A 24,084-nucleotide genomic window follows, 5' to 3' on the forward strand; every position below is an offset into this window, starting at 1 on the left:
TCCTAAGCGATCTATCACACATTGAAAAAGGACAGATGACCTGTTGGGGTCGTCTGTCCTTTCTACATTAACCGTTGATGACTGCTTTATGACCTTCGAGCGTGACGCCTTTTGCTTGGCATACTTTACAAATCCCGTGAAACGTCAAGCGATGGTCTTTAATCAAAAATTCATATTTGCTCTCGACTTTTTTCTCAACATCGACGAGCAAGTCTTCCATGATTTCCTCGACCGAGCCGCATTCGACGCAGACGAGATGGTGGTGCGAATGATTCGCCCCTTCAGGACGTAAGTCAAATCGTGCAACTCCGTCACCGAAGTTGACTTTATCGACCACGCCGAGCTCTGTCAATAATTCTAATGTGCGATAAACCGTTGCGAGTCCAATTTCTGGTGCGATGCTTTTCACGAGCATGAAGACGTTCTCCGCACTCAGATGGTCACTCTCATTCTCAAGTAAGATTCGTACCGTCGATTCACGTTGTGGTGTTAATTTATATCCTTTGGCGCTCAATTGCTGTTTAATTCGTTCAATTCGCGTTTCCATAAGGCGCCCCCTCTTTACATAGTTCACTACTGAAAGCATACCGAAGTTTTACTCAATTTTCAATTTAAAATCATTACTATGTAAGTTTATCATATAAGTACCTAGATTAGAATTATTTCAATCTAGACAATTGCCACCATTGGATTGCCATAATTGTCTTGGCGTCGGTAATGATGCCTCGGTCCAGTAAATCGACCGCTTCATCAAATGAGTATCGTTTCACATTTAAAAATTCATCTTCGTCTAAATTCATCTCACCGGCAGATAACCCTTTTGCGACATATACATCGACCCGCTCACTGCAGAACCCAGGTGCGCCGTAGAAAGAAAAAATCTTTTCAAGCGATTCCGCCGTATAACCTGTCTCTTCTTCGAGTTCGCGCTCAGCACTCGCCAACGGCTCTTCCCCTTTTTCCAACTTACCGGCAGGGATCTCAAGCGACATCGATTCAAAGGCTTTTCGGTACTGCTCCACCATGACGATGTTGTCCGATTCATCGATGACGAGTACCGCGACGGCTCCGTTATGATAGACGAGTTCACGTACGGACGTGTTTCCGTTCGGAAGGGAAACGACATGCTTTTCCACATCGAAGATTTTACCTTGATAAATGACTTCCCGCTCAATCGTTTTTTCTTCCATATGATTACTCCTCACTTTTCGATATACTCTGATTATGAGTCAAACCTACATTTCGAACAAGGAGGAATCCAAATGAGTGAACTCGGACTCGGAACGATGACGATTTTGAAACACGGGGAAAAAGAGGCGAAGAATATCTTAGATGCAGCTATTCAATCGGGGATTCGCCATATCGATACGGCAGACGTCTATGCGCGACAAGCTGTCGAGCGTGTGATTGGGGAAACGTTAGGTCAAGAACGACAACACCTATTTTTAGCGAGTAAGGGTGGGAATGAACTGACTGAGGATGGTATGCGTTGGAATCCTGAGCCGTCTTATTTAGAGAACGCCTTACACGGGTCGCTCGAGCGATTGAAAACCGATTATCTGGATCTATATTATATACATGGCGGCACGCTCGAGGATGACCTCGACGCAACGATCGAATGGGCACAAAAACAAAAACGAGACGGTCTGATTCGACAAATCGGACTCTCGTCGATTCGTCCGAACGTCATCAACCATTGGGTCAAATCCGGTGCACTCGATGTTCTCATGACGCCGTATTCACTACTCGACCGCCGGGCAGAGACGCTCGACGTTTCAATCCCCATCGTCGGCCGAGGCGTTCTTGCCAAAGGCCTATTAACGGATGATTGGGAGACGCGTCTTGGAGATAAGGGATTTGAGGCGTGGCGAAAAGAGGAACTCGCCAGTGAACTGGCGATGATGCCAACACCGATTCAAGCCTATGCACTCGAAGCCGCAAGTCGGTTCTGTGACGTCGTCTTACCCGGTGCATCTTCAGTCAAGCAATTGAACGAGACGATTCGCGCGTTCGAAACTGAAATCGATGATGAAGTGCTTGATCGCCTACTCGCTCGTTTACCGGTCCATCCATACACAAAACACGTGACCTGATCCGCTCAGGTCACGTGTTTTTCGTTGCGTGCTTGAATCTGTTCGATCGCCCAGTCCGCCCATCCGGCATAGTTCTCCATCATCCGGATCGCATATTCGCTAGTCAGTAAATAACCGAGTGTATCTTCGTCCGATTGATGTTCTTCTTGAAATAATCGAATCTGTTGTGCGACCTGCTCATGGTGCGCCTTTGTTTCTTCGATATACCGGACCGCTTCTTCAACCGGCAACAATTGAAGCAAACTGACCCGCAGGAGGTTTTCATCCTTCATTTTCGGTTGGAACGACGTTGGTTGACGTAACCAATTGATTAACTCCTCACGTCCTTGGTCCGTGATGGAGTAGATTTTTTTGTCTGGCAACTCTTGTTGTGAGACATGTTCCACCGAAACGAGTGCTTCTTCTTCCATCTTTAACAGTTCCCGATAAATCTGTGTATGATGGGCGTTCCAAAAATGAATCATCTGTGCCTTGAACGTAGCGTTCAAGGCATACCCGGTCGCAGGCTGATGGGTCAATAACCCGAGCAATGCGTGACGTAACGCCATATCCATCACCTTTTCCTTCTCATGCTATTTTTATTAGTGTATCACATTCTCAAACGGTTTCGAGAATGCCAATCTGTTGACGACCCGTTAAAAACCCGACAAAATAGATAGAAGAAAGGAGAGTTGTCTATGCAACCGATTCATTCATCACAACAATTTGACGAAGCCACAAAAGATCACGGAATGGTGGTCTTCACTACATCATGGTGCCCGGACTGTAAACGTCTGGACATGTATGTCGATGAGCTCGTCAAGGACTATCCACAATTTAACTGGCACGTCGTCGACCGCGACGAACTCCCAGAGCTATCTGATGCACAAGAAGTTCGCGGCATCCCTTCACTTCTATACTATAAAGACGGGGTAAAACAAGAACACCTCCACTCGGCAAACGCCAAGACGGAGATGCAAATTCGTTCATTCCTCGATACGATTCAAGCATGACCTGAATCCTGCAGCCCAATCGACTGCAGGATTTTTTTGTATACGCCTCTTTCATCCTCAATTATACTGTAAGAAATAACCAAATGAGAAAGGGGAATGAACATGATGCTTATACGCCTCTTCACCCCACTCTGTTTCACCATCATGATGTTGGTAGGCTGCATACAACCATCTACCTCACCATCCATACAATCTGATGACGAGACGGCAATCATCAAAAGTGCAGTGACCTATCTCAACAATATGGATTGGCTACCTACCGATGAAAACGGGAGACAAGCTACGATTCAATCCATCATAGTCGATAATCGTTATGACTTAGTTGATTCACGTTTTGAAGGAACACGTGCCTGGCTCGTCACATTTCCGCCTGATTCACAGCGCACGGTCGAGATTCCACAAGTACTCGTTGAACCGAAATCGAACGAAGTGATTGGCCATCTTTTAAGCGAATAACGGTTCGAACCCCCAACTACTTGTAATGCCGAACATACCGCGAGTCAATCGAGCGCTTCATATAATATGGAATCCGACCATGCCATGTAAACCGTCCATATGTCAGCAAGGCGTGACCTGGTGTCGTCAGTAAGATATTCATCGATTGACGTCTCCGAAATAGTCGGCTTGTTTCCTTAAGTAACCGTTTGCCGACATAGCGCCCTGATCTAACCGCATCGACGCCACCGTTTAAGCAGGATGCCATATCGCCTGTTACATATATATTTGTGAATTGACGATGACGCAAATATTCGTCTGTCTCTATAAATCTCTCAGGTTTTGCAAGCCCTGATTCGGCCCACCATTCCATGGGAACGACCCCCGTCGCATCCAATAAGAGCCCTTCCGATGCGTCTGCATGAAACGCCTGTTTGACGACCATGACCCCTGTTTTGACTAACAACCGCTCGATGTGCTTTCTAGTATGGACCGGGACGTCTGGTAATATCTCTTTCGCATACAGCGTCACATTCTTTGTACGAGCGCACGTGAACGCCAATTCTACGCCCGCCTTCCCACCCCCGACGATGGTCACTCTTGAACTCGATTCGATTCGGTCGAGTAAAGCTTGTGACATCGGTTTAAGTGGCGTGCCGATTCCCCTACTTTTCGCACCGGTCGCTAGAACGAGTTGATCGTATTCAAACATTCCGTTCTCCGTCTGAACCGTCTGCTGAATCGGGTCAATCGAGAGCACCCGCTTTGCGACCGGTTCTAGTTGAGGTGATCGGACCGAAGCTGAATCCATGAGCCCGGCAATCACTTGTGGAAACGCGCCAGTATAAATCGTCTGACAGTCTCCAATGAAGCGAACATCATACTGTTCGCAAATCTCTTCAATACGATCGAGAATTTCGAGCTGTCCGTGCCCAAGTCCGGCCAACACCAACTTCGGCTTCATCGCAAAATTCTCCGCGCTTCAATGAATCGTTGTGTGATCGTCATGACTTCAAGCAATAAAAAGATAAGCGCAATCCCGCCAACCCAGTTCGGAAAGAGAATCATCAACGTGAACAAGATGAAGCACTCTGTTCGCTCGATAATTCCCGGCTGATAGTAAAACGTCTTCTCTGAGCGCTTCGAACTGCTCGCACCGACAGCTAGGAACAGTGTCATGGCAATCACAAATGAAGCAATCAGAATGAGAAAAATAGGCATATATTCTGGATAACGAAGGGCGAGGGCAATCACGACCGACAATTCGACGAATCGGTCCAGGACGAGATCAAGCACCGTTCCAAACCCACTCGTCTTCGATTTTCGAGCCATCGTCCCATCTAATACATCGAACAAGCCAGATAGCCACAGTAAGATGACGGCAGTCCAGTGCATATCATTATAGATAAAGATACCGGTCGAAATCCCGATAATGCCTCCTAGTACTGTCACTTCGTTCGGCGTGAAATTCCATTTGAGCAATCGATTCGCTCCTCGTTCGATGACGGGTTGCACGTAACGACTTCCGTACGTATCGAGCATATTATTCCTCCTTTCGTTTAATGCGATAAATCATTCCAGTTTGGTACGATTCACGCGTCGGTAACATGACGGATCGCCCATCTTCGAACTGATATTCTCCGAAACATTGACCGAATCGATAAATTTTCTTCATCAACTGAACCGATATACCAGTCGTCTCGGATACTTCCACTTCAGACAGCGGTCGCAGTTCTCCATCGAGCATGACAAAGTCACCAAATCCAGGGGCGGTATCGTATAAATCCGCTATCGTACCTGTACGCGTGACCTTGCCCCCTTCAATCAGCGTCACCTGGTCTGCCATGAGCATCGCTTCTTCCCGATCATGAGTGACCAATACCGCCGTCAGGTTGAGTTCTTTCACTAAATCCCGGATAAAACGTTGCAAGTCGAGCTTGAGTTTCGGATCAAGGTTCGTAAAGGGTTCATCTAACAACAGTAGTTCTGGTTCAGCCGCTAAAGCTCGGGCAAGACTGACCCGTTGCTGTTCGCCACCAGACAGTTCGTGTATCTCGGCATCATATCGATCACCGAGTTGAACGACTCGTAACCAATGCTCCGCCTGCTTACGAGAACGTTCTCGGGTCACGAGCGTGACATTCTCTCCGACTGTCAAATGCGGGAACAATAATGCCGTTTGCGATAGCATCGTCACGCGCCGTTTATGCGCAGGGATAGGGATTAAAGAACGGTGATTCCATTTCACGTCGCCGCTGTCAGTCGACTCAAGACCTGCGATGATTCGTAGAATCGTCGATTTCCCTGAACCACTCACACCGACGATTGCGTGAATGTTGTGAGGTTTAACCTCGAAGTCGACCCCATTTAGTATTTGTTTCGTCCCAAATTGTTTCCATAGATTTTGTACATTCAAACTCATTGAAGACGTCCTTTCAGCATGCGCACCATATACCGATCCCATCCTGAGAGCAGGAAATAGAGGAGAACAGGGAATAGGATGAGCATCCATGTGTTCGAGAGAGCGAGACCACGATTGTTTCCCGCATAAGATTGATACAGTTCTGTCGTCACGGTCGGAATCAATCCTGCACCAATCAACTGAATCAGCGCGAATTGACTGAGCAAAATGACGGTCGTGAACAACGCGATGGTCCGCATCAATCTAGAAAAGAGCGGATACAACACGTAGATGACTCGCCGTCTCGATGGCAGAATCCTAGCTTGTTCCAAAAGTGGTCGACCGATGACCGCCATTCCGTTGTAGGCGAGGCGGATTGAGTATGGAATCGTCACGACGAGCAGAGCAAGGGTGACGCCGACATACGTCCCAATCAGACCAACTTCCGCCAAGATCAGATAGAGGCCAAACAATGTGGCCAGCATCGGAATGAACAATGGTAAAAAGACGAGCCATTCGATGACATGTTTCCATTTGGAATCTGTCCACAGTAGCCACCACGCACACATCATCGCGAGCCACACGTTGATCCCAGATAAAATCACGATTAATCCGATCGTATGAACGATTGCCATACTGTTCTCGATTTCGATTGTCGGGACTACGAAAAAGAGGCTGATAAACGGGATGAACGTCAAACAGATGAGAAGCCCCTGTCGAATCATCGTCTCACCCCACGTTCAATTCGTCGTCGTATGGATGCGGTCAATACGTAAGATAGGAATACACCGAATCCGACAAGACATGTCCACATGAGGGCGACCGCATAAGGCTCTGTCGCCTCTAAATAGAGTCCAGTCGACAGTCGTTCATATGCGAGGACACCGATGAGTTTCGGGTATGTCACGCCGAGCAATGCCGGAACCTCGTATGCGAACGAGATAAAGGCGACTAGAATCCATGCCGAATCGAGTAATGGTTTCATCAAAAACGGCAACTCCCCATGTTTGAACTGGTCAAACGGAGAGAGTTGGAGCGTCTTCGCCATTTCGACGTAACCCCGATTCAATTGCTCATATGTCCCGAGCATCATTAAAAAGACGAACGGTGTCTCCTTCCATATGTAGGTCAGGATGACTGTGACATAGTCTCGTTCGTTCGCCTCAATCCATCCGATGCCGTTCGTCCCACTGAACAATAGCCAAAACAGATATGCAGCAGCGATGTGAGGAACAAACATCGGAAGTCGGAGTACAGATGATAGGAAACGCCAATCTTTTTTGACGACCGTTCTTGCAAGCCATGTCCCGATCACAAGCGATAACATGGTCGACACGCTAACGACATATAGCGTCGTGACGAAACTATCGCGCCACGTCTCATCTGTCAGAAGCGAGCCCCAATCCGTTCCCGTTGCCTCTATGCCGAGAAAGACGAGGGCAGCGAGCGGGAGAAGGGACACCATGATCGTCACCGCGACACTACTTCGCAACACGCGGCCACTCCTCGCGGACGATGTCAATCACATTCGGTCCATAATCCGGAATCGAACGTTCGAGCAACTGCTCCGAGTCCGGGTACGTGACACCCTCCCCTAGTTCTTCAAACGCGCGTTGGTCATTCACGTCAAGCTTCGTTAAGTCGAGTGATGTTCCGTCTCCCCAATAGTCTGGTCCTTGTTTGACGAGCTGTGCTTCAGGAGACAACAGTTCTTGGAGAAGAACGAGCGCCCCATCTGGATTCGGGGCATTGAACGGGACTGCTAAGAAGTGTGTCGAGGCAATGGAGTGATCGAGGACGAGCGCGCGTGTCTCTTTCGGGAAGATTCCTTCCGTCACTTCCGCCTCGGCTCGGCGCTCGTTGAATCCCATCGTCATCCAAACTTCTCCTGATGCATAGAGCTGATCGAGTTGTTCGAGCGTCTTTGGATACGTTTGTCCGTCTTTCCACAAATTCGGAGACCACGCTTTCAAGTCATCCCAGAACGAATCCTCAATGGTCGCTTTTTGGTCCAACTCGTCACCATATCGTTCATATAATAGATGGCGGACGAAGGCATTCCCCGTGAAATCTGTGACTTCAGGATACGTGAAACGACCTGGATTGTCTTCAGTCCAGCGACGTAGTTCCTCAAACGATTGAGGAGGATTGTCCACTTTCGCTGCATCGTAATGCAAGATGAATTGTACATTCCCCCATGCGAGCTCCAAGTCCTCTGTCGGGGTGCCGGCATCTGATTGTTGGGCCGTTTCGTTTAATAACTCGGCGTTCGGGACACGCTCCATCAGTCCGTCTCGAAGAAGACCAGCTTCTTTCGCATTTCGGAAATTATCGCCATTGATCCAGACGGCATCAATCGTCCCGACTTGTCTGTCCGCATTCTTATCGAGTGATAATTGTCGGATGAACTCGGCCGTATCCATCGCGACACGGTTCAATTCGACATTGTAAACTTCCTCGAGGCGAGGTGCCACGTAGTCATCGATGTAGCTGTTGATGCCCTCGTCCCCACCCCACATATATAGGTTGACGGTCGACCCTTCTGCCGTCGTCGCTGCTTTTTCAAACGAGTCCGAAAACTCAACTGCCTGTTCACTCCCACATGCTGCCACGAATGTGAGCATGACAGTTGCGAGCAGTACTCTCCATTTTTTCATCGTTCTCCCCCTTTATTTACTTTTTCTCAAATCCCCGTTTTGCGAGCTTTTCGAACATGGTTGGGCAGATTGCGTACACATTCGCACCTACATTCATCCACCACGGCGCATTGATTTCACGTTTTCGCTTACGACTTCCTCTGACAATCGCATCGGCCAACCGTTTCGGGTCAAGCATGATCCTTTGAACACTTTCAGCATATGTACCACTTTTATCAGCTCGATCAAAGAACGGTGTCGCAATCGGTCCAGGATTGACCGTCATGACGTGAATGCCACGGGGCTTTAACTCTAGTCTAAGCGCGTTTGAGAACTGCAATAGCGCCGCCTTCGACCCTGCGTAGACGGCTGACTTCGGTGTCGGTACTTTTGCCGCCTGTGAACATATGTTGACGATGACGCCCTCGGGCTCCAGCACGCGGGCGACATCTCGCGATAACAGCATCGGCGCGACCGCGTTCACACGCATCGTTTCCTCCATCACTTCCGTCGACTGATCGGTCACCAAATCAAATTCGGCCATGCCTGCATTGTTGACCCATACGTCAAATTTCCCGAACCGCTCGGTCACATCGTATACGAGAGCGGTTGACTTCGCGACATCCGCGCACATCCAGTCTCCTTCACATGTTGCGGCAATCTTTTTTAACCGTTCTTCATTTCTTCCAATCAATAATACGTTGTATCCATGTTCATAAAAAGAATGCGCCAATGCGGCACCGAGCCCGCTTGACGCACCAGTAATGACTACCCGTTTCACGACATCACTTCTTTCTTCGTATAAATCCATTTTTGATCATCTCGACGTCTCTCGATGTCGCCACGTTCCTCGAGTAAACTGAGTCGTGCAAACACTTCACTGAAGACGAGCGGCATCCCACGTCGCATCTTTCTTCCATATAACTTCATTGACCAATCAAAAACGCTAAGTCCATCTTCCCATTCGGCAAGCAATTGTTCACTGCGCTCATACCGTTGGCGAATCCGACTCTCGATTAAATCATTCGGATGGTGAATCGGTTCACCGTGTCCACTGACGACGAGCTTTAAATCGATCCCACGTAATTTTTTAAGCGAATCGATATAGAGGATGACGGGTGAGGCGAACCCTTCGTCATCGTATGGTTGTTCGATGAGGGGGTTTGGTTCGACCTTGTCGATGAGGTGGTCTCCGGCAATCAAGACTCCTCCGGGACCAATCAAGCCGAGCTGGTCACTCGCATGTCCAGGCAGATGGATTGTCTGCCACGCCCCATCCGACGTCAACGCTTGCCCGTCATCGAACGTCATCGTGACAGTCGTCGGTCCAATCCAGCGAAGCGCTTCGCGATAGTCTGGTAATTTTTCCACGAGTGGAGCCGGTGCCCCGAACGAGACGGCCAATTCATGTAAAAAGTGGTTGCCCCGCTTCAAAAAGTTTGGGGTTTGCTCTAAGTAGCGAACGAGCTTTTCATGTCCGTATACAGGAATGGATGCGTCGCGAAGACGCCATGCTTGTCCGGCATGATCCGCATGATGATGCGTCAAGAATAAAAAGTCGATATCCGCCAATGAAAGTTCAAGTTCTTCAAGTTGACGGTTCAACGAGATCCACGCCTCTTCCGTGTCTGGTCCACAATCGACCATGAAGAAGCGGTTCATATGTTCAACGATATATACGTTCACGTTCCCGACTTCGAACGGTGTCGGAATATCGAGTCTTGCCAATTGGCTTGAAATCCAGTCTGCCACGTCATCACCACCCCTTCTTCCTGTCTTTCTCCATTATACCCGTCTGAAAGATGCGTTTTCAATCAAACAAAAAAGAGGGAGATGTCTCTCCCTCATGAATGATTCGTATTATAGGTTGATGACCGTTACTTTATCACGTGTCATCGTCTCGAGGCTACGTCCGATTCCTTGAACACCGAGTCCTGATTGTTTCACACCGATGAATGGGAAGTGGTCTGGTCCGCGTTCTGTTCGTCCGTTCACTTGAACCGTTCCGACTTCTAACTTGTCAGCGACTGTGAAGGCGCTATTGACGTTTTGTGTGAAGACGCTCGCCTGAAGACCGAACTCCGATTCATTCGTGAGTGCGATCATCTCGTCGAGTGATTTTACACGGATGACCGGGAGGACCGGTCCAAACGGTTCTTCCCATGCGACACGCATATCTGTCGTCACGTGATCAAGCAATGTCGGGTGAAGCAAGTTTCCTTCACGCTTATTGCCGTAAACGACCGTTGCTTTTTTAGTGACGGCGTCGTCAATCAGTCCTTGTACGTAATCCGTCGTCTTCGCATCAACTAAAGGAACGATGAAGCTGTTCTCTTCCGGTGAACCGACTGAAAGTTTCGCGACACGTTCTTTCAACATATCGACGAGCTCATCCGCTTGATCTTCAAGGACGAAGACACGCTTGATTGCTGTACAACGTTGACCTGAATATGAGAACGCTCCGCTGACAATTTGATCAGCAGCTAACGTCAAGTCCGCATCCTCTAAGACGAGGGCCGGGTCTTTTCCACCGAGTTCGAGTACGACCGGCACCATTGACGCTTGTTGTGACAAGTGTTGACCCGTACCCGTTCCACCTGTGAAGGTGATCATGTCGATCCCTGGGTGCGAAGTCAAGTAGTCACCGATGACCGAACCGCGACCTGTCACGAGGTTCAAGAGGCCTTTTGGAAGACCTGCATCATGAAGGGCCTCGACCATCTTGATCCCGCTGATCGCACCTTGCGTCGCTGGTTTGAAAACGACCGCATTTCCTGTGACGAGCGCCGGCGCAATTTTAGCAGCTGCTAAGTTTACCGGGTAGTTAAATGGTGAAATCGCGAGGACGACACCAAGCGCTTCTTTCTTGATGATGGCCATCTTGTTTTTCGAGCCACCTGGGAATGAATCGCCTTGCATGAAGCCGCCATTGAAGCGAATCCCTTCTTCTGCCGTATAACGAATGATTTCCGCCGTACGCACGACTTCCTTCTTCGCGTCGTTCAAGTTTTTCCCGACTTCTTGCATGATGATTTGACCAATCTCATCCACGCGTTCTTCGAGTTTTTCTGCCCATGCGTACAACAATTCAGCGCGCTTGTTGACCGGAAGCGCCGCCCATTCTTGTTGTGCACGTTTTGCGCCATGGATGGCTTCATCGACTTCATCGCGTGACATCGCTTGAACGCGACCTACGACTTCGTCTTTATATGGTGAAACGAGTTCAATCGTTTCATTGCTTGAAGATTCCTGCCATTGACCATTCAATAAATATGGATATGTGTTCATACTCATCATCTCTATCTGCCTCCTGAGTAAGCTGTAATATCTCGTTGCCAACCCCATTGTATGCAGATTTTTTTCCATTGGACAACTATAACGATTCAGTTTATGAGATGTAAACGGTTACTATGAAACTTTTTGTGAATTCTGATGAGAGTTGACACTATTTTTACTGTAGATTTATCGATCGGATACCGATAGTAAAGATGAGAGTACGTGAAATAGGAGGGACTACCATTGAGCACTGATCATAATATTTTACTTGAAGCAGGAACGAACGAACTTGAAATCGTGATTTTCCAAGCTGGACCGTTCTTGTTCGGCATCAATGTCATGAAAGTACGTGAAATTATCACGATGCTTCCATTGACGCCACTCCCAGGTACACCGGAAGCCATCATGGGGTTAATCGAGTTGCGCGGTGAGGTCATGACCGTGATCGACCTTCCGATGGTCATCAGCCATCCGCGTGAAGTCGGAAGTGATGATCGTTTGATTGTCTGCGAGTTCAACGGTGAGAAGTCGGTTCTTCGGGTCGACCAGGTGACCGAGATCAAACGCATCTCTTGGGAGCAAATTGACACGCCGTCCGATCTCGCACGTGGCGTTCAAGGCATCACGAACGGTGTCGTCAAAACAGGTGACCAGATGATCATCTTGCTCGACTACGAGCGAATCGCGCTCGAATTGTCACGTAAAGACATCATGGCTCGCGAATCTGTGAAGCGACTCGGTGCTCGTGAGCGCTCGAACAAAAATATTTGGATCGCTGAAGATTCAGAGATGCTCCGCACACTGATTCTCGATACGTTGGATGATGCGGGGTACTTCAATACAACAGTCTTCAATAACGGGAAAGAGGCACTCGATGCGTTTGAACAAGAAGGCGTCGAATGCGACCTCCTCATCACCGATATTGAGATGCCACAGATGGATGGACTTCATTTGACGAAGCGACTCCGTGAGATGGACCGCTATGCAACACTTCCAATCATCATCTTCTCGTCACTCATCTCGGATGACTTGAAACATAAAGGGGAAGCCGTCGGTGCGAACGCTCAAATCACGAAACCAGAAATCGGAATGTTGATTGCGACGCTCGATGAATTTGTAGGATAATAAAAAAGTTTGCGACATCTCCGTCGCAAACTTTTTTATGTGAATTGTTCGAAATGCGTATTCCACTCGCTTAAAAATCGCTTACTATGCGATTCGATGGTTGCCAATGTTTCGGTCGCTCCATCTAGATGTGCGTTTTCTCCAGCCACTTCGAGGTCGTGGAAAAGAAGGGCCGTCTGTTCTAGACCAACTGAATAGGAGGCCCCTTTCAATAAATGGGCGAGTTGCTCGACACGAGAATAGTCTTTCGCCTCGACTGCCGATTGCAGTTCAGGATACTTCGCCTCGAACTGCTGGATATATGTGGTTGCAATTTTATTTAAAAAATCCATGTTTCCGTTTGCGATTTGGTGGAGCTCTGCTAGTTTTTCTTCATTGAACAGAGCGTCTTCGGGCATTCTAGTCAATATAACCCCTCCTCAATAAACGATATTCCAATCGTTCCCTCTCACTGTAACACGTTTTCGGGAGAAAACAAAAAATCTCCTGCTTTGGATTGCACTCTTCATTTTGGCTACCTATAATAAGATTGAGTTAAGGTAGGAGGAAGATGCATGCTGACGATTTACCGTACTGACGCATCAGGCCATGTGGATGAAATCGAAGACTTTGATAAAGGAAGCTGGATTCAACTCGTGAATCCGACAAAAGATGAGGCCGATCAAGTCATCGAGGCGTCCGGCATTCCAGAAGACTTTGTATATGACCCACTTGATATTGAAGAGAAACCACGTTTTGAAAAAGATGATGAAGGACTTCTCATGATCATCGACGTTCCGTATGTGGAGGAAGATGATACAGGTCGCACGTATAATACCATCCCGCTCGGTATCATCGTGACCGGACGACATTTCATCACCGTCTGCTCGCGAGATCTCGACGTGTTGAATTTGTTCGCTAACGGAAAGGCAAGACTGTTCCGAACGAACTATCGAAGTCGCTTCGTCTTTCAGATTTTACATCGGGTGAGTATGACGTATTTGCGTTTCTTGCGCCAAATCGACCGAAGAATGGACGAACTCGAGCAAGAGTTGCAGCGTTCGATGCGAAACCAAGAGATTTTCCAGTTGATGAACCTTCAAAAATCTCTCGTCTACTTCATGACCTCTTTAAAAGCGAACGATAGCGTCTTAGACCGCATCGTCAAGACACCGAGTTTGGAGAAACATGAAGAGGACGAAGAATTACTCGAAGACGTTTTTGTCGAACACCGTCAAGCGATGGAAATGGCATCGATTTACAACGACATCATCAGCATCAAGATGGAGGCGTTCGGATCCATCATTTCAAACAACGTCAACTTCGTCATGAAATTCTTGGCATCCATCACGATTGTCCTCAGTATCCCGACAATGATATCTGGGATTTTCGGGATGAACGTTCAAGTTCCATGGGAAGGACAACCGTTCGGATTTATCATGGCCATCACGATGATGATTGGATTTTCCGGTCTCGCCTTTTATATTCTTTGGCGAAAGCGATATTTTTAGCGACCAAGAGCCTGACGCATATTGCGTCAGGCTCTCTTCATGTGATTTTGACCGTGACGAGACACAGATCGTCTTCAATCTCAATCTTTGGCACAAGCTGTTCAGCGACGTGACGACTATAGTCCAAACCGTATGTGACAACGTCCTTCTCTAGCCAGCGAATCCCATCATCGATATCTTTGCTGTAACACTCCATGAGTCCATCTGTATACATGTGAAGCATCATATTCGGCGTGATGTCAATCTCTTTCGACTCATAATTCGGTTCCTCGAACATGCCAACTGGTACTCCTGTCGTCTCGAGACGACAGTTTCCTTCTTCTGACGTCACGATCACAGGGGGATGGCCTGCATTCACATATTCAATTCGACGCTTTGTCGTGTCGATGTAACAATAGACCGCCGTGAAATAGCTATGCATATCGTCACCCGAGAAGAGGAACGTCATCTGACGGTTCAACTCCGTCATGACGTCTACCGGATATTGCACGTTCCCGACAAGGCCCGGTAGGATGGAACGGATTCCCATCGTGATGAGCGCCGATGAGACCCCATGTCCCATGACGTCAAAGATGATGACCCCGTATCGGTCCGGTGCGACCTGAAACCACGCGTACATGTCTCCGGCTAGTTTTTTAGAAGGTAGATAGAGCGCCCGAACATCAATCTCTTCATTACTGATTGGTGGCGTAAGCGCGCTTTGTTGAATCTTCTGGGCGAGGTCTAAATCATACTGAAGACGGGCCTCATAAATTTTCCGTTCATCAACAGCCGCCTTATAACGGAGAGCAGAACGGATTCTTGCAAGTAATTCTGTTATTTTGATCGGTTTGGTCGTGTAATCTGACGCCTCCGCGTCGAGCCCCTCGGCAATCTGCTTCTCTTCCGTTCGTCCGGAAACCATGATGACCGGCAACTCTTCAAAGTCAGCCATCTGCCGAATCCGTTTGCACGTCTCGATTCCTGAAATTCCAGGCATTTCGACATCCAACAGGACGAGATCATACAGCGATGCAGCTTGTGGGGCCATCAGTAAGTCGAGCGCTTCTTCCCCGCTCGAGACCGATACCGTCTCATAGTCGTGCTGGTGAAGCAGTTGCTCGAGTACGAGCGTATTGACCGGTTCATCATCCACAATCAAAATCGCCATGACTATCCCTTCCTTCTCTACGTATTAATCTATATCGTATTGTACCATATCTTTTCATTCACACACGACATAACCGTCTGTTCATTCTAGTTGAAGAACCTGTCCATTGTTTGGCATACTGAAGAAAGAAAGTGAGGGGTTCATATGGCCTGGATATTTGCCGTCAGCGGTTTAATCATCTTACTCGTCCTCATTGCATCCATCGTCGTCATCCAAAAAGGATACGCCTATAAAGACAATAAAGATGACATCGTCCTCGACTATGACGAAATCAATCGTCGCATTGAAGACGACAAGCAAAGAGAAAAGACTGACAAGACAGAAGGGCCGCTCTAATGCGTGACCCTTTTTTATTTGAATTCAAATCGGAGTGTACCTTTTTCTAAATACAATGAGGCATTGAACGTCTTGTCTCCTTTTTTAAACGTATGGACGTTCGATTGCCCCCCATTGATCATTTGCTTCAACTCATCTTTGACGAGTCCGACGCCGAGCACCTGTTTGGATACGGTGAAGCGACATCCTTCACGATATCCACTACAGCCGATGAACTTCGGATGTTCGACGAGCCCTTTTCCACAATTCGGACAGATACCAAATGATGCCTTCGGTCGAGTCGTTCCTTTTTTTCCATAACGCTTCGCTTCAATCGTATAGCCCTCAGGATTAGCCGCTTCTACTCGCGATTTCGCTTCTTCAACCAAATGAACGGACATCTTCTTCGCTTGTTCAATGAATTCAGCAGCGGAGGCCGATGCTTGACCGATTTCATGGAGACGTTTCTCCCATTTCGCTGTCATGACGGGCGAGGCCAAAATACTGTCTCCGAGCACATCGATCAGCAGGCGCCCTTTGTCTGTAGGAACGAGCTCTTTTTTCTGAAGTTGGACATAGCCTCGCTTTTTCAATCCATCGATGATGTTGGCACGTGTCGCCTCGGTCCCGAGTCCCTCTACTTCTTTCATAATATGAATCAGCTCTTCGTCATCGAGTTGTTTCCCTGCGACTTTCATCGCCATAATGAGCGCGCCCTCCGTATATCGCTTCGGTGGCTCTGTCTGTTTCGACAACACTTCAACTTTCTTCTCTTTAAATTCTTCACCGACCGTCAGCGCAGGAAGCTCGACATCTTTTGATTTCATCTCCACGACTTGTCGATAGCCAGGACTCACAACGACGGTTCCTTTTGCGCGATACAAGTCGCCTCCATCAATCAGATCCACCGTTGTCTTCTCGAGCATCGCTGCGGGTGCAAAGGCCGCAAGGAAACGTCGATTGATCAAATCATATAGCTTCGCCTCATCCCCACCAAGTCGAGTGACGTCACCACACGCCTCCGTCGGGATGATCGCGTAGTGGTCACTGACTTTCTTGGCATTGACATAGCGTCGATTTTTCGACGGGTCCTCAGTCAACAGGTCACGAAGTCCTGCATAGGCGTCGGACTTTAGCAGTCTTGCCTTTGTCTGTGGAAATAGCGTCGCCTCATCGGGTGTGACAAATCCTGAATCGGTCCGAGGGTAACTGATCCACCCTTTCGTATATAACTTTTGAGCGATATCAAGCGTCTTTTTCGCCCCGAATCCGAATCGTTTCCCCGCCTCTGCTTGAAGTCCGGATAGACTGAACCAAAATGGGGGTTGCTCGATTTTTTCTTCCTTGTCGATTGTCTTCACAATCGCGGTTCCAGATGCACGTTTGACGACCGCATCGGCCTCCTCACGCGTTTTGAGCTTCGTTGTCTTTCCAAACGTATACTTCGCTTTGAACGTGCCTCGACCTTTTGCAAGTGTCGCCTCGACTTCAAAGTATGGTTCTGGTACGAATTGTTTAATTTCTCGTTCGCGATTGACGATTAGGGCAAGCGTCGGGGTTTGTACACGACCGAGCGAGAAGACGTCTTCAATCCCAATCGTCTTCAACAATGTCGTATAGGCACGTGAGGCGTTCATCCCAACGAGCCAGTCCGCACAGGCGCGACTCATCGCCTCATGGTAGTATGGAATCGTCTGTTCACCTGGCAACAGTTGCGAGAATCCCCGATCGACTGCTTGCTCCGTCAGACTCGAAATCCATAGTCGAGCAAGCGGTTTTTTGTTACCTGCGAGTCGGAGGATCAGACGAACGATCGCTTCTCCTTCCCGTTCGGCATCCGATGCAATGATGACATCGGTAATCGAGCGGTCATGGAGCCATTTTTTGATGGCATAGAACGGTTTCGACTTCCCTTTTGAAATACGATAATCAAATCGTTCTGGGACGATCGGAAGTGCCTCGTACTTCCACGACTTCCATTCCGGACGATAGTGCGACGGTTCTTGAAGTTCACAAAGGTGACCGACGGCCCATACGACAATCGCCCCCTCAGGGAAACGGGGACAAGGTGAGATTTCAATCTCTTCTTTTCGCTTTTTAGATGGATAGGGAGCAGCCAACTTTTGAGCTTGTGATGGCTTTTCCGCAATGATTAGTCTCATAAGAACTCCTTACTTCGCCTTCTACATAATGGCAAGACGTACATGATTGGCTAGCTTCTACTATGTATTTTACTATATCAAGTCGAAGATGGACACATCGAGAGGGGAGCATTTGTTTGCTCTTTTTGAATCATGTCTTGCCTCGTGGCTGTTTTCCGATATCATTAACAGAGAAGTACAACTGTGAAGGAGTGTCGCCATGTCTTATCTTATCTTATTCGCCGCTGTCTTTTTCTTATCGACGAGCGTCCTCTTCGTCAAATGGACGTCAGCACCTGCCGAGACTGCCGCATTTTACCGAATGCTTTTCACGTGTCTCATGTTGCTACCGTTTGTCGATTTCAAATCACTGATCACCACGCGCCTTATGACACGTTATGCTCTACTCCTTAGCGGAACGTTACTAGCGTTTCACTTTTGGCTTTGGTTCTTGTCACTCGATTACACGACGGTCGCCAGCTCCACACTGTTTGTCACATCGAGTCCAATTTTTGTGTTGATTGGGAATGCACTCATCTTTAAAAAGAATCCGACACGAAAGGGACTGGCCTTCGCGCTCGTTGCTGTCCTCGGGGGCATGCTCGTCGCCGCGGGGGATATTCAACTCGGCCGTGAAGCCCTCTTCGGAGACCTACTCGCCTTGATTGCCGCCCTATTGATTGCAGGATATTGGCTCGTCGGACAGCATGTACGAGCCTCGATGAACACGAATACATACTCTTTTAGCGTATATCTTGTTGCGACGGTCGTGCTTTGCTTCATGTTGCTCGTACGTGGCACGACGTTCACTGCCTTTGAATCCATCAACTGGTGGTACTTCCTTGCGCTCGCTTTCTTCCCGACAATCCTCGGGCACAACCTGTTCAACTATGCGCTTGCCCGTGTCAGTGCGACCGTCGTCAGTATCACGATTCTTGGAGAAGCGTTGTGGGGAATGCTGTTTGGATACGCCTTCTTCGGAGAGCGACTTGGACCGTTCCAATGGGTCGGTGCGATCGTCCTCCTCGGCGGAATATACTTGTTCCTAAAAGAAGACGCCCGCTCGACACGAGCGGACGTTTGATTATAAGTTTGTCGCTTTCGGATTTACATCATGTGCTTCTTTATCTTCTTCTGAAGGACGGAACAATAATTTACGGTCCCAGAATGCCAGGGCGACTGCCGTCAAAAATGTCATCGCATCAGCGATTGGGAATGCCAACCAGACGCCGAACACCCCGAGGAACGATGGGAGAATGAAGACGAGCGGTATCGTGTAAAGCGTCTGACGTGACAGAGACAAGAACATGGCGACTCGCGCTTTCCCGAGGGACTGATAGATTCCATTGACGAGCATCTGCACACTCGGAAGGAAAGAAACGGCGAACAGAATGTGAATCGCCGTCACACCTCCAGCAATGAGCGCCTCATCCGTCGAGAACCAGCCCATGAGCGTTTGCGGGAAAAGCTGTAGAATCAACCAAATGATGACAGCAATCGCAATCCCGGCACGCATCGCCGTCCAAATGGTTTCACGCATTCGGTCGAATCGCTCTGCGCCGTAGTTATATCCTACGATTGGTTGCATCCCTTGGACGATTCCCATGATCGGCATACCGACGAGCGCCATGAACTTGTTGATAATGGCGAAAATGGCCAATTCTTCGGTTCCGCCGTACGTACCGAGCATCACGTTGACACCAACGAATAAAATAGATTGGGACACCATCATGATGAACGAAGACGAACCGATTGCCATGATTTCTTTCATCTCATCGAATCGAATCCGGAACTGACGCCACTTGAAGCGCAGTTCCGTTTTTGGTTTTCGGGCGAAGAAGAATCGCAGCATCAATACGGAACCGATGACTTGGGCGAGTGCCGTCGAAGACGCTGCCCCATACATACCCCAGTCGAACGTAAAGATGAAGAGTGGGGTCGTCACGAGGTTGACGAGGACGGTCGTCAGCATGACCTTCATTTGATAAGGTGCCTGCCCTTCAGCACGAACCATCGCACTCGAAGCGAGTGTGAACATGAAGAATGGTGAACTGATTAATACAACTGATAAGTACTGTCGGCTGAGATCCATGATCTCGGTCGTCGCACCGAACACTTTTAAAATGTCATCTAACATAAAGAAAGCGGAACTGACCGCAAGTGCCGCAAACAGACCGACGAGGACAAGTACGTTCAAGAATGTAACGGCTGCACCGGCATCATCACCGCGTCCGAGCTTCCTCGAACTGATGGACGCCCCACCCAGTCCCACGGCACTCGACACAGCCATTAAAATCATCTGAATCGGGAACGCGATCCCGATGGCCGCGACTGCCGACGCACCAATCCCCCGGGCGACAAAAATCGTATCAATGATATTATAGAGCGCCGTCACGAGCATCCCAATCATCGCCGGAAGCGATAACTTGAAAAGGAGTCTGCCGATGGGCTCAGTCCGTAATTGCTCCGTATTTTGGTTCATTCTTCCATCCCTCCGTCTCTACTTCTTAGGGTAGCAGGATTGGACGGAACGGGCGACTATGTTGGCTCGGTGGATGTGTCAAACGAGCGCACGAGCACGCACGCCTTTTCGCTTACGCATAATGTAATCGGTCGCGACCGGCTGATCCACTTTGACACGAATCGTCATCATCGCTTGGTTAGCAGACTCGAGGAGGTGACCGTCCACATCTTCCATCGTTTCAATGACTTGTGAGAAACGAACAAATCCGGGTCCAAAAAATTCAACCTCTTCACCGATTGAAAAGTGATTCCGCTGCTCGAGCGTTGCCATACCCGTCACAGGGTCATAAGAGATGACACGAGCGGCAAACGCAAATTGCGGAATCGAACGAGGTTTCCCGAACAATTGCTCTTTCTCAGTCGGGATCCCGTAATAGAACCCGGTCGCGAGTTCACGTTGGGCCGCTTTCCAAATTTCCTCTTCCCATGCCGGGTCGAAGACGAAATGCTCTGGGTCTTCACAGTACGCATCAATCACTTGACGATAGACGTTACACACGGTCGCGACGTAATGAATCGATTTCATTCGTCCTTCAATCTTCAAACTATCCACTCCCGCCTCTACCAAGTCAGGTATGTGGCGGACCATCGATAAATCAACTGAACTCATCGAGAACGGCTCTTCGTCACGTGATTCCATCTCTTCTGTCAGAAGATCTCCCTCTTCAAAGAAACCATATTTCCAGCGGCATGATTGGGCACATCCCCCACGGTTGGCATCCCGTAATGTCATGTGATTCGATAACGTGCATCGACCGGAATAGGAGATACACATCGCCCCATGGACGAACGTCTCAATTTCGACATCGACTTCCTGTTTCATTTTGACGATTTCATCCATCGATACCTCACGTGCCAAGACGATTCGTTCGAGCCCTTCTTCCTTCCAGAAACGAAGCGTCTCATAGTTTGTCGCCGAAGCTTGGGTCGACAAATGGACGGGCAACCCATCTGCTTCCGTGAGACACGTTTCAATCATCGCTGGATCCGAGACGATGACCGCATCGATTCCGATATCTCGAAGTGTTCGGAAGAAGTCACCTGCCCCCTCGATATCGCCTTCATGCGTCACCATGTTCGCAGCAACGTATACTTTCGCACCGTTTGCATGTGCGAAGGCTACCCCTTCACGCATCTCGTCATAACTGAAATTACCGGCACGTGAACGTAACCCGAATTGCTGTCCGCCGATATAGACCGCATCGGCACCATAATGGATGGCCATCTTTAATTTCTCTAAGTTTCCTGCTGGCGCTAATAATTCTGGACGTTGTTTCATCTTGATCCCTCACTTAATCTCTTCTGGCTTGCGTAACCATAATCCCGTACCGAGACGGAACGCTTTCGGTTGTAGCTCATGAAGACGTTGTTCCATCTCCATGCGATCAAATCGACCGTTCAACAAATTCGTCCGGGCATAAGTAAACAACTGAACGATTTCAACAAACTTGGCCCCGGCGTGCCATCCATCTAGCTTCCACGTGTGAAGTCCATTTTTGACTAACGTCGGAAGTTGTCCCATGAGCGTCAAATCCTCAGAGAATATATGGGTACCGTTCTCGTCCTCGTAGATGGGATAACGACTCGTCGTATCTGCCGGTTCACTCATGTAAAATTCGCGTTGTTTTGCTTCTTCAACCGGTCTCCCGAGTTCGTTAAAGTAATTCGTCACGAGTGGGCGTTTGGAATGATGGATGCACGTCGGACCATATACTTGTACCTCAACAGGAAGTCCGATTTGTTGTTGGATCAAAACGAGTTCTTCGATGGTCACTTCGCGCGCGACGACCGCTCCAATCGCTTCGCGTTTCCCCCAAAATTGAATCTGTTTGGCGGACGTGACGAGCGTTTGAGCATCATACCAATACGGAATCTTTGCCTGTCGGATCAAGCGAATGGCACCAGGGTCTCCAGCGGTGACATCATCGACTCCAATCGTTTTCAGCGTTTGCAAATAATCCGTCAATTCTTCAATGTGGTCATTGTGCATCAGGTTGTTGACGGCTACTGTCACTTCTTTTCCATACCGATGGGCAAGTTGTGTGACTTCCCTCACAGCATCAATTGTCCAGTCACCTTTTTGTCTCAACCCAAACCTCGAATTTCCGATATACAGTCGGTCCGCACCGGCTTTGATTAACGCTTCTGCCTGATCGACGCTCTGCGCCGTAGTGACGAGCTGAATCATCATATTTATTCTACTCCCTACTTTGTGAGTCTAATCACATTTTCTCGCTATACTTTAGCATATGTTTCAATGTGCGAACGAAGCAGGATTTTAACAACTCGTGAAGAATTCAGTAACAATGTATGACTTTTCATCAAAGGAGTGGATCATGTTGTCAAAGACAGCTTTAATCACCGGCGCCTCGATGGGCATCGGTCTAGACTTGGCCGTACTCGCCGCTCGCGATGGCTATGACTGTATTTTAGTATCTCGGAACGAACCACGATTGCATGAACTAAAAAAAGTACTCGAGACGCGTTATCGCATCAATGTCCATATCTTTGCACTAGATTTGGCAAAACATGACGCCGCAGTCCGATTGACGACGATGATCGCCGAAGCTGGCCTCACTGTCGACTTTTTAATCAACAATGCCGGGTTCGGCACGTCCGGCGCATTCGCCGACCTCGATGCCGAGACGGAGGCCGACGAGGTCCGATTGAATGTCAATACGTTGACCGAACTGACGAAAGCCTATTTGCCTGACATGCTCGAACGTGACCACGGATTTGTGTTGAACGTCGCATCCGTCGCTGCCTTCCAACCTGGTCCATATATGGCCGTCTATTATGCAACGAAAGCCTATGTCCTTTCATTCACTGAAGCGATTCATGCCGAAGTGAAAGGTAGCGGTGTGCATGTGAGTGTATTATGCCCTGGCCCGACGGATACAAATTTCTTTAATCGTGCCGGGAGTGAATTGTCGTTCTCGAAAATGCCATCTCATCTCGTCGCTTTCTTCGGATACAAAGGGGTGATGAATAACAAGCGTGTGATCATCCCCGGACTCTCGAATCAGCTGTTGGTCGGGGTCGCCAAATTGATGCCGAGAGCTCTCAGTTTAGAAGTATTACGCCGCGTCCAGAAACCGGCTGATGGAACACCTGCTGAATCGACCACATGAAAAGGAGCGACCGCATCGGGTCGCTCCTTTTATGGTTCAGAGTGTAAGCGAGAGACGTTCACAAGCCGATATAGAAACACACCTGCCGGAATCATAGTCATCAGCGCTGTAGCGATGACGACTCCCCACGCCATGACGGCATCGAGCGTCAGGTCTCCTGACGTGAGTTGGTCCATGATGCTCAGTTGTTCCACGGAAAGCACAATCATGAGTGCTGGCCACACGCTCGCCGTAAGGATACTGATCATGGCAAAACGGGCTCTCGTGTAACGTTTTGCCAATAGAATCAGGTTTAACAAGATAAACAATAGTCCTACGAGTAGAAACATGCCGACTTCTGTGAGATTGATATATGCACCCATCCGTCGTTCACCTC

At 48.6% G+C, this 24,084-nt stretch carries 27 protein-coding genes; 8 read left to right on the top strand and 19 right to left on the bottom strand.

Going from position 1 to position 24,084, the window contains the following annotated elements; all coding sequences use genetic code 11:
• Positions 1–67: 67 nt before the first annotated feature.
• Positions 68–547 carry a Fur family transcriptional regulator gene (locus EAT1B_RS02260; RefSeq protein WP_012726507.1) on the bottom strand — a complete coding sequence of 160 codons (480 nt, stop codon included), beginning with the start codon at positions 545–547 and terminating at the stop codon, positions 68–70.
• A 112-nt stretch (positions 548–659) separates the two neighbouring features.
• Positions 660–1,190: an NUDIX domain-containing protein gene (locus tag EAT1B_RS02265; protein WP_012726508.1), complete on the bottom strand. Its 531-nt coding sequence runs from the start codon at positions 1,188–1,190 to the stop codon at positions 660–662.
• A gap of 72 nt (positions 1,191–1,262) precedes the next feature.
• On the opposite strand from EAT1B_RS02265, the gene EAT1B_RS02270 reads away from it, so the two are divergent.
• On the top strand, positions 1,263–2,093 hold the full coding sequence (locus EAT1B_RS02270; RefSeq protein WP_012726509.1) for an aldo/keto reductase: 831 nt from the start codon (positions 1,263–1,265) through the stop codon (positions 2,091–2,093).
• 5 nt (positions 2,094–2,098) lie between these two features.
• Here the strand turns inward: EAT1B_RS02270 and EAT1B_RS02275 are convergent, their stop codons facing one another.
• The gene (locus EAT1B_RS02275) at positions 2,099–2,647 is read right to left on the bottom strand and encodes a PadR family transcriptional regulator (protein ID WP_012726510.1); all 549 of its coding nucleotides are present in this window, start codon (positions 2,645–2,647) and stop codon (positions 2,099–2,101) included.
• Between the two features lie 123 nt (positions 2,648–2,770).
• On the opposite strand from EAT1B_RS02275, the gene EAT1B_RS02280 reads away from it, so the two are divergent.
• Both EAT1B_RS02280 and EAT1B_RS02285 read left to right on the top strand, forming a co-directional pair.
• Positions 2,771–3,085 (top strand): thioredoxin family protein, encoded by a 315-nt coding sequence (locus EAT1B_RS02280; RefSeq protein ID WP_012726511.1) that lies wholly within the window; start codon positions 2,771–2,773, stop codon positions 3,083–3,085.
• A gap of 102 nt (positions 3,086–3,187) precedes the next feature.
• Complete coding sequence (locus tag EAT1B_RS02285) at positions 3,188–3,541, top strand: hypothetical protein (RefSeq protein ID WP_041917905.1); 354 nt, start codon at positions 3,188–3,190, stop codon at positions 3,539–3,541.
• A 16-nt stretch (positions 3,542–3,557) separates the two neighbouring features.
• Here EAT1B_RS02285 and EAT1B_RS02290 read toward each other — a convergent pair whose 3' ends face one another.
• The 9 genes from EAT1B_RS02290 to EAT1B_RS02330 form a co-directional block, all read right to left on the bottom strand.
• The gene (locus tag EAT1B_RS02290; RefSeq protein ID WP_012726513.1) at positions 3,558–4,484 is read right to left on the bottom strand and encodes an NAD(P)/FAD-dependent oxidoreductase; all 927 of its coding nucleotides are present in this window, start codon (positions 4,482–4,484) and stop codon (positions 3,558–3,560) included.
• On the bottom strand, positions 4,481–5,062 hold the full coding sequence (locus tag EAT1B_RS02295; RefSeq protein WP_012726514.1) for a CDP-alcohol phosphatidyltransferase family protein: 582 nt from the start codon (positions 5,060–5,062) through the stop codon (positions 4,481–4,483). Before EAT1B_RS02295 ends, EAT1B_RS02290 begins: the two co-directional genes overlap by 4 nt.
• A gap of 1 nt (position 5,063) precedes the next feature.
• Positions 5,064–5,942 carry an ABC transporter ATP-binding protein gene (locus EAT1B_RS02300; protein ID WP_012726515.1) on the bottom strand — a complete coding sequence of 293 codons (879 nt, stop codon included), beginning with the start codon at positions 5,940–5,942 and terminating at the stop codon, positions 5,064–5,066.
• Positions 5,939–6,646 carry an ABC transporter permease subunit gene (locus tag EAT1B_RS02305; protein WP_012726516.1) on the bottom strand — a complete coding sequence of 236 codons (708 nt, stop codon included), beginning with the start codon at positions 6,644–6,646 and terminating at the stop codon, positions 5,939–5,941. Before EAT1B_RS02305 ends, EAT1B_RS02300 begins: the two co-directional genes overlap by 4 nt.
• On the bottom strand, positions 6,643–7,416 hold the full coding sequence (locus tag EAT1B_RS02310; protein ID WP_012726517.1) for an ABC transporter permease subunit: 774 nt from the start codon (positions 7,414–7,416) through the stop codon (positions 6,643–6,645). Before EAT1B_RS02310 ends, EAT1B_RS02305 begins: the two co-directional genes overlap by 4 nt.
• Positions 7,403–8,578: an ABC transporter substrate-binding protein gene (locus EAT1B_RS02315; protein WP_012726518.1), complete on the bottom strand. Its 1,176-nt coding sequence runs from the start codon at positions 8,576–8,578 to the stop codon at positions 7,403–7,405. The genes EAT1B_RS02310 and EAT1B_RS02315 overlap by 14 nt, the downstream gene beginning before the upstream one ends.
• Before the next feature lie 16 nt (positions 8,579–8,594).
• The gene (locus tag EAT1B_RS02320) at positions 8,595–9,338 is read right to left on the bottom strand and encodes an SDR family oxidoreductase (protein ID WP_012726519.1); all 744 of its coding nucleotides are present in this window, start codon (positions 9,336–9,338) and stop codon (positions 8,595–8,597) included.
• Positions 9,335–10,309 (bottom strand): MBL fold metallo-hydrolase, encoded by a 975-nt coding sequence (locus EAT1B_RS02325; protein WP_012726520.1) that lies wholly within the window; start codon positions 10,307–10,309, stop codon positions 9,335–9,337. Before EAT1B_RS02325 ends, EAT1B_RS02320 begins: the two co-directional genes overlap by 4 nt.
• Positions 10,310–10,417: 108 nt before the next feature.
• Positions 10,418–11,854, bottom strand: a complete 1,437-nt coding sequence (locus EAT1B_RS02330) for an NADP-dependent glyceraldehyde-3-phosphate dehydrogenase (RefSeq protein WP_012726521.1) — start codon at positions 11,852–11,854, stop codon at positions 10,418–10,420.
• A gap of 222 nt (positions 11,855–12,076) precedes the next feature.
• Between EAT1B_RS02330 and EAT1B_RS02335 the strand changes: the two genes are divergently transcribed.
• A complete protein-coding gene (locus tag EAT1B_RS02335) occupies positions 12,077–12,958 on the top strand; it encodes a chemotaxis protein CheV (protein ID WP_012726522.1) in 882 nt (293 codons plus the stop codon).
• Positions 12,959–12,993: 35 nt separating this feature from the next.
• Here EAT1B_RS02335 and EAT1B_RS02340 read toward each other — a convergent pair whose 3' ends face one another.
• A complete protein-coding gene (locus EAT1B_RS02340; protein ID WP_041917907.1) occupies positions 12,994–13,356 on the bottom strand; it encodes an Hpt domain-containing protein in 363 nt (120 codons plus the stop codon).
• Positions 13,357–13,512: 156 nt separating this feature from the next.
• Between EAT1B_RS02340 and EAT1B_RS02345 the strand changes: the two genes are divergently transcribed.
• The gene (locus tag EAT1B_RS02345; RefSeq protein ID WP_012726524.1) at positions 13,513–14,448 is read left to right on the top strand and encodes a magnesium transporter CorA family protein; all 936 of its coding nucleotides are present in this window, start codon (positions 13,513–13,515) and stop codon (positions 14,446–14,448) included.
• Between the two features lie 37 nt (positions 14,449–14,485).
• Here EAT1B_RS02345 and EAT1B_RS02350 read toward each other — a convergent pair whose 3' ends face one another.
• Positions 14,486–15,598: a PP2C family protein-serine/threonine phosphatase gene (locus EAT1B_RS02350; RefSeq protein WP_012726525.1), complete on the bottom strand. Its 1,113-nt coding sequence runs from the start codon at positions 15,596–15,598 to the stop codon at positions 14,486–14,488.
• 144 nt (positions 15,599–15,742) lie between these two features.
• Here EAT1B_RS02350 and ytzI point away from each other — a divergent pair, with 144 nt between their 5' ends.
• On the top strand, positions 15,743–15,934 hold the full coding sequence (gene ytzI, locus EAT1B_RS02355) for a YtzI protein (RefSeq protein ID WP_012726526.1): 192 nt from the start codon (positions 15,743–15,745) through the stop codon (positions 15,932–15,934).
• Between the two features lie 14 nt (positions 15,935–15,948).
• Here ytzI and EAT1B_RS02360 read toward each other — a convergent pair whose 3' ends face one another.
• Positions 15,949–18,075, bottom strand: coding sequence for a DNA topoisomerase III (locus EAT1B_RS02360; protein WP_012726527.1), 2,127 nt, complete (start codon positions 18,073–18,075; stop codon positions 15,949–15,951).
• A 199-nt stretch (positions 18,076–18,274) separates the two neighbouring features.
• Here EAT1B_RS02360 and EAT1B_RS02365 point away from each other — a divergent pair, with 199 nt between their 5' ends.
• Positions 18,275–19,138: a DMT family transporter gene (locus EAT1B_RS02365; protein WP_012726528.1), complete on the top strand. Its 864-nt coding sequence runs from the start codon at positions 18,275–18,277 to the stop codon at positions 19,136–19,138.
• Here EAT1B_RS02365 and EAT1B_RS02370 read toward each other — a convergent pair whose 3' ends face one another.
• The 3 genes from EAT1B_RS02370 to EAT1B_RS02380 all read right to left on the bottom strand — a co-directional run bounded on the left by EAT1B_RS02370 (position 19,139) and on the right by EAT1B_RS02380 (position 22,762).
• Entirely contained in the window at positions 19,139–20,536 is a 1,398-nt protein-coding gene (locus tag EAT1B_RS02370) for an MATE family efflux transporter (RefSeq protein WP_012726529.1), read from the bottom strand. It lies immediately after the preceding gene.
• Positions 20,537–20,614: 78 nt separating this feature from the next.
• Complete coding sequence (locus EAT1B_RS02375) at positions 20,615–21,856, bottom strand: U32 family peptidase (protein ID WP_012726530.1); 1,242 nt, start codon at positions 21,854–21,856, stop codon at positions 20,615–20,617.
• Between the two features lie 9 nt (positions 21,857–21,865).
• Positions 21,866–22,762 carry a peptidase U32 family protein gene (locus EAT1B_RS02380; RefSeq protein WP_237708268.1) on the bottom strand — a complete coding sequence of 299 codons (897 nt, stop codon included), beginning with the start codon at positions 22,760–22,762 and terminating at the stop codon, positions 21,866–21,868.
• A 151-nt stretch (positions 22,763–22,913) separates the two neighbouring features.
• Between EAT1B_RS02380 and EAT1B_RS02385 the strand changes: the two genes are divergently transcribed.
• Positions 22,914–23,708: an SDR family oxidoreductase gene (locus EAT1B_RS02385; RefSeq protein WP_012726532.1), complete on the top strand. Its 795-nt coding sequence runs from the start codon at positions 22,914–22,916 to the stop codon at positions 23,706–23,708.
• 29 nt (positions 23,709–23,737) lie between these two features.
• Here the strand turns inward: EAT1B_RS02385 and EAT1B_RS02390 are convergent, their stop codons facing one another.
• Positions 23,738–24,070: a hypothetical protein gene (locus EAT1B_RS02390; RefSeq protein WP_012726533.1), complete on the bottom strand. Its 333-nt coding sequence runs from the start codon at positions 24,068–24,070 to the stop codon at positions 23,738–23,740.
• Between the last annotated feature and the right edge of the window lie 14 nt (positions 24,071–24,084).

Origin of the sequence: Exiguobacterium sp. AT1b (genome assembly GCF_000023045.1) — a bacterium.
GTDB lineage: Bacteria > Bacillota > Bacilli > Exiguobacteriales > Exiguobacteriaceae > Exiguobacterium.

Excerpts from the sequence above, each read along its gene's own strand:
- EAT1B_RS02260 (WP_012726507.1), bottom strand. The coding sequence starts at position 547 with ATGGAAACGCGAATTGAACGAATTAAACAGCAATTGAGCGCCAAAGGA.
- EAT1B_RS02265 (WP_012726508.1), bottom strand. The coding sequence starts at position 1,190 with ATGGAAGAAAAAACGATTGAGCGGGAAGTCATTTATCAAGGTAAAATC.
- EAT1B_RS02270 (WP_012726509.1), top strand. The coding sequence starts at position 1,263 with ATGAGTGAACTCGGACTCGGAACGATGACGATTTTGAAACACGGGGAA.
- EAT1B_RS02275 (WP_012726510.1), bottom strand. The coding sequence starts at position 2,647 with ATGGATATGGCGTTACGTCACGCATTGCTCGGGTTATTGACCCATCAG.
- EAT1B_RS02280 (WP_012726511.1), top strand. The coding sequence starts at position 2,771 with ATGCAACCGATTCATTCATCACAACAATTTGACGAAGCCACAAAAGAT.
- EAT1B_RS02285 (WP_041917905.1), top strand. The coding sequence starts at position 3,188 with ATGATGCTTATACGCCTCTTCACCCCACTCTGTTTCACCATCATGATG.
- EAT1B_RS02290 (WP_012726513.1), bottom strand. The coding sequence starts at position 4,484 with ATGAAGCCGAAGTTGGTGTTGGCCGGACTTGGGCACGGACAGCTCGAA.
- EAT1B_RS02295 (WP_012726514.1), bottom strand. The coding sequence starts at position 5,062 with ATGCTCGATACGTACGGAAGTCGTTACGTGCAACCCGTCATCGAACGA.
- EAT1B_RS02300 (WP_012726515.1), bottom strand. The coding sequence starts at position 5,942 with ATGAGTTTGAATGTACAAAATCTATGGAAACAATTTGGGACGAAACAA.
- EAT1B_RS02305 (WP_012726516.1), bottom strand. The coding sequence starts at position 6,646 with ATGATTCGACAGGGGCTTCTCATCTGTTTGACGTTCATCCCGTTTATC.
- EAT1B_RS02315 (WP_012726518.1), bottom strand. The coding sequence starts at position 8,578 with ATGAAAAAATGGAGAGTACTGCTCGCAACTGTCATGCTCACATTCGTG.
- EAT1B_RS02330 (WP_012726521.1), bottom strand. The coding sequence starts at position 11,854 with ATGATGAGTATGAACACATATCCATATTTATTGAATGGTCAATGGCAG.
- EAT1B_RS02340 (WP_041917907.1), bottom strand. The coding sequence starts at position 13,356 with ATGCCCGAAGACGCTCTGTTCAATGAAGAAAAACTAGCAGAGCTCCAC.
- EAT1B_RS02345 (WP_012726524.1), top strand. The coding sequence starts at position 13,513 with ATGCTGACGATTTACCGTACTGACGCATCAGGCCATGTGGATGAAATC.
- EAT1B_RS02350 (WP_012726525.1), bottom strand. The coding sequence starts at position 15,598 with ATGGCGATTTTGATTGTGGATGATGAACCGGTCAATACGCTCGTACTC.
- ytzI (WP_012726526.1), top strand. The coding sequence starts at position 15,743 with ATGGCCTGGATATTTGCCGTCAGCGGTTTAATCATCTTACTCGTCCTC.
- EAT1B_RS02360 (WP_012726527.1), bottom strand. The coding sequence starts at position 18,075 with ATGAGACTAATCATTGCGGAAAAGCCATCACAAGCTCAAAAGTTGGCT.
- EAT1B_RS02365 (WP_012726528.1), top strand. The coding sequence starts at position 18,275 with ATGTCTTATCTTATCTTATTCGCCGCTGTCTTTTTCTTATCGACGAGC.
- EAT1B_RS02370 (WP_012726529.1), bottom strand. The coding sequence starts at position 20,536 with ATGAACCAAAATACGGAGCAATTACGGACTGAGCCCATCGGCAGACTC.
- EAT1B_RS02375 (WP_012726530.1), bottom strand. The coding sequence starts at position 21,856 with ATGAAACAACGTCCAGAATTATTAGCGCCAGCAGGAAACTTAGAGAAA.
- EAT1B_RS02385 (WP_012726532.1), top strand. The coding sequence starts at position 22,914 with ATGTTGTCAAAGACAGCTTTAATCACCGGCGCCTCGATGGGCATCGGT.
- EAT1B_RS02390 (WP_012726533.1), bottom strand. The coding sequence starts at position 24,070 with ATGGGTGCATATATCAATCTCACAGAAGTCGGCATGTTTCTACTCGTA.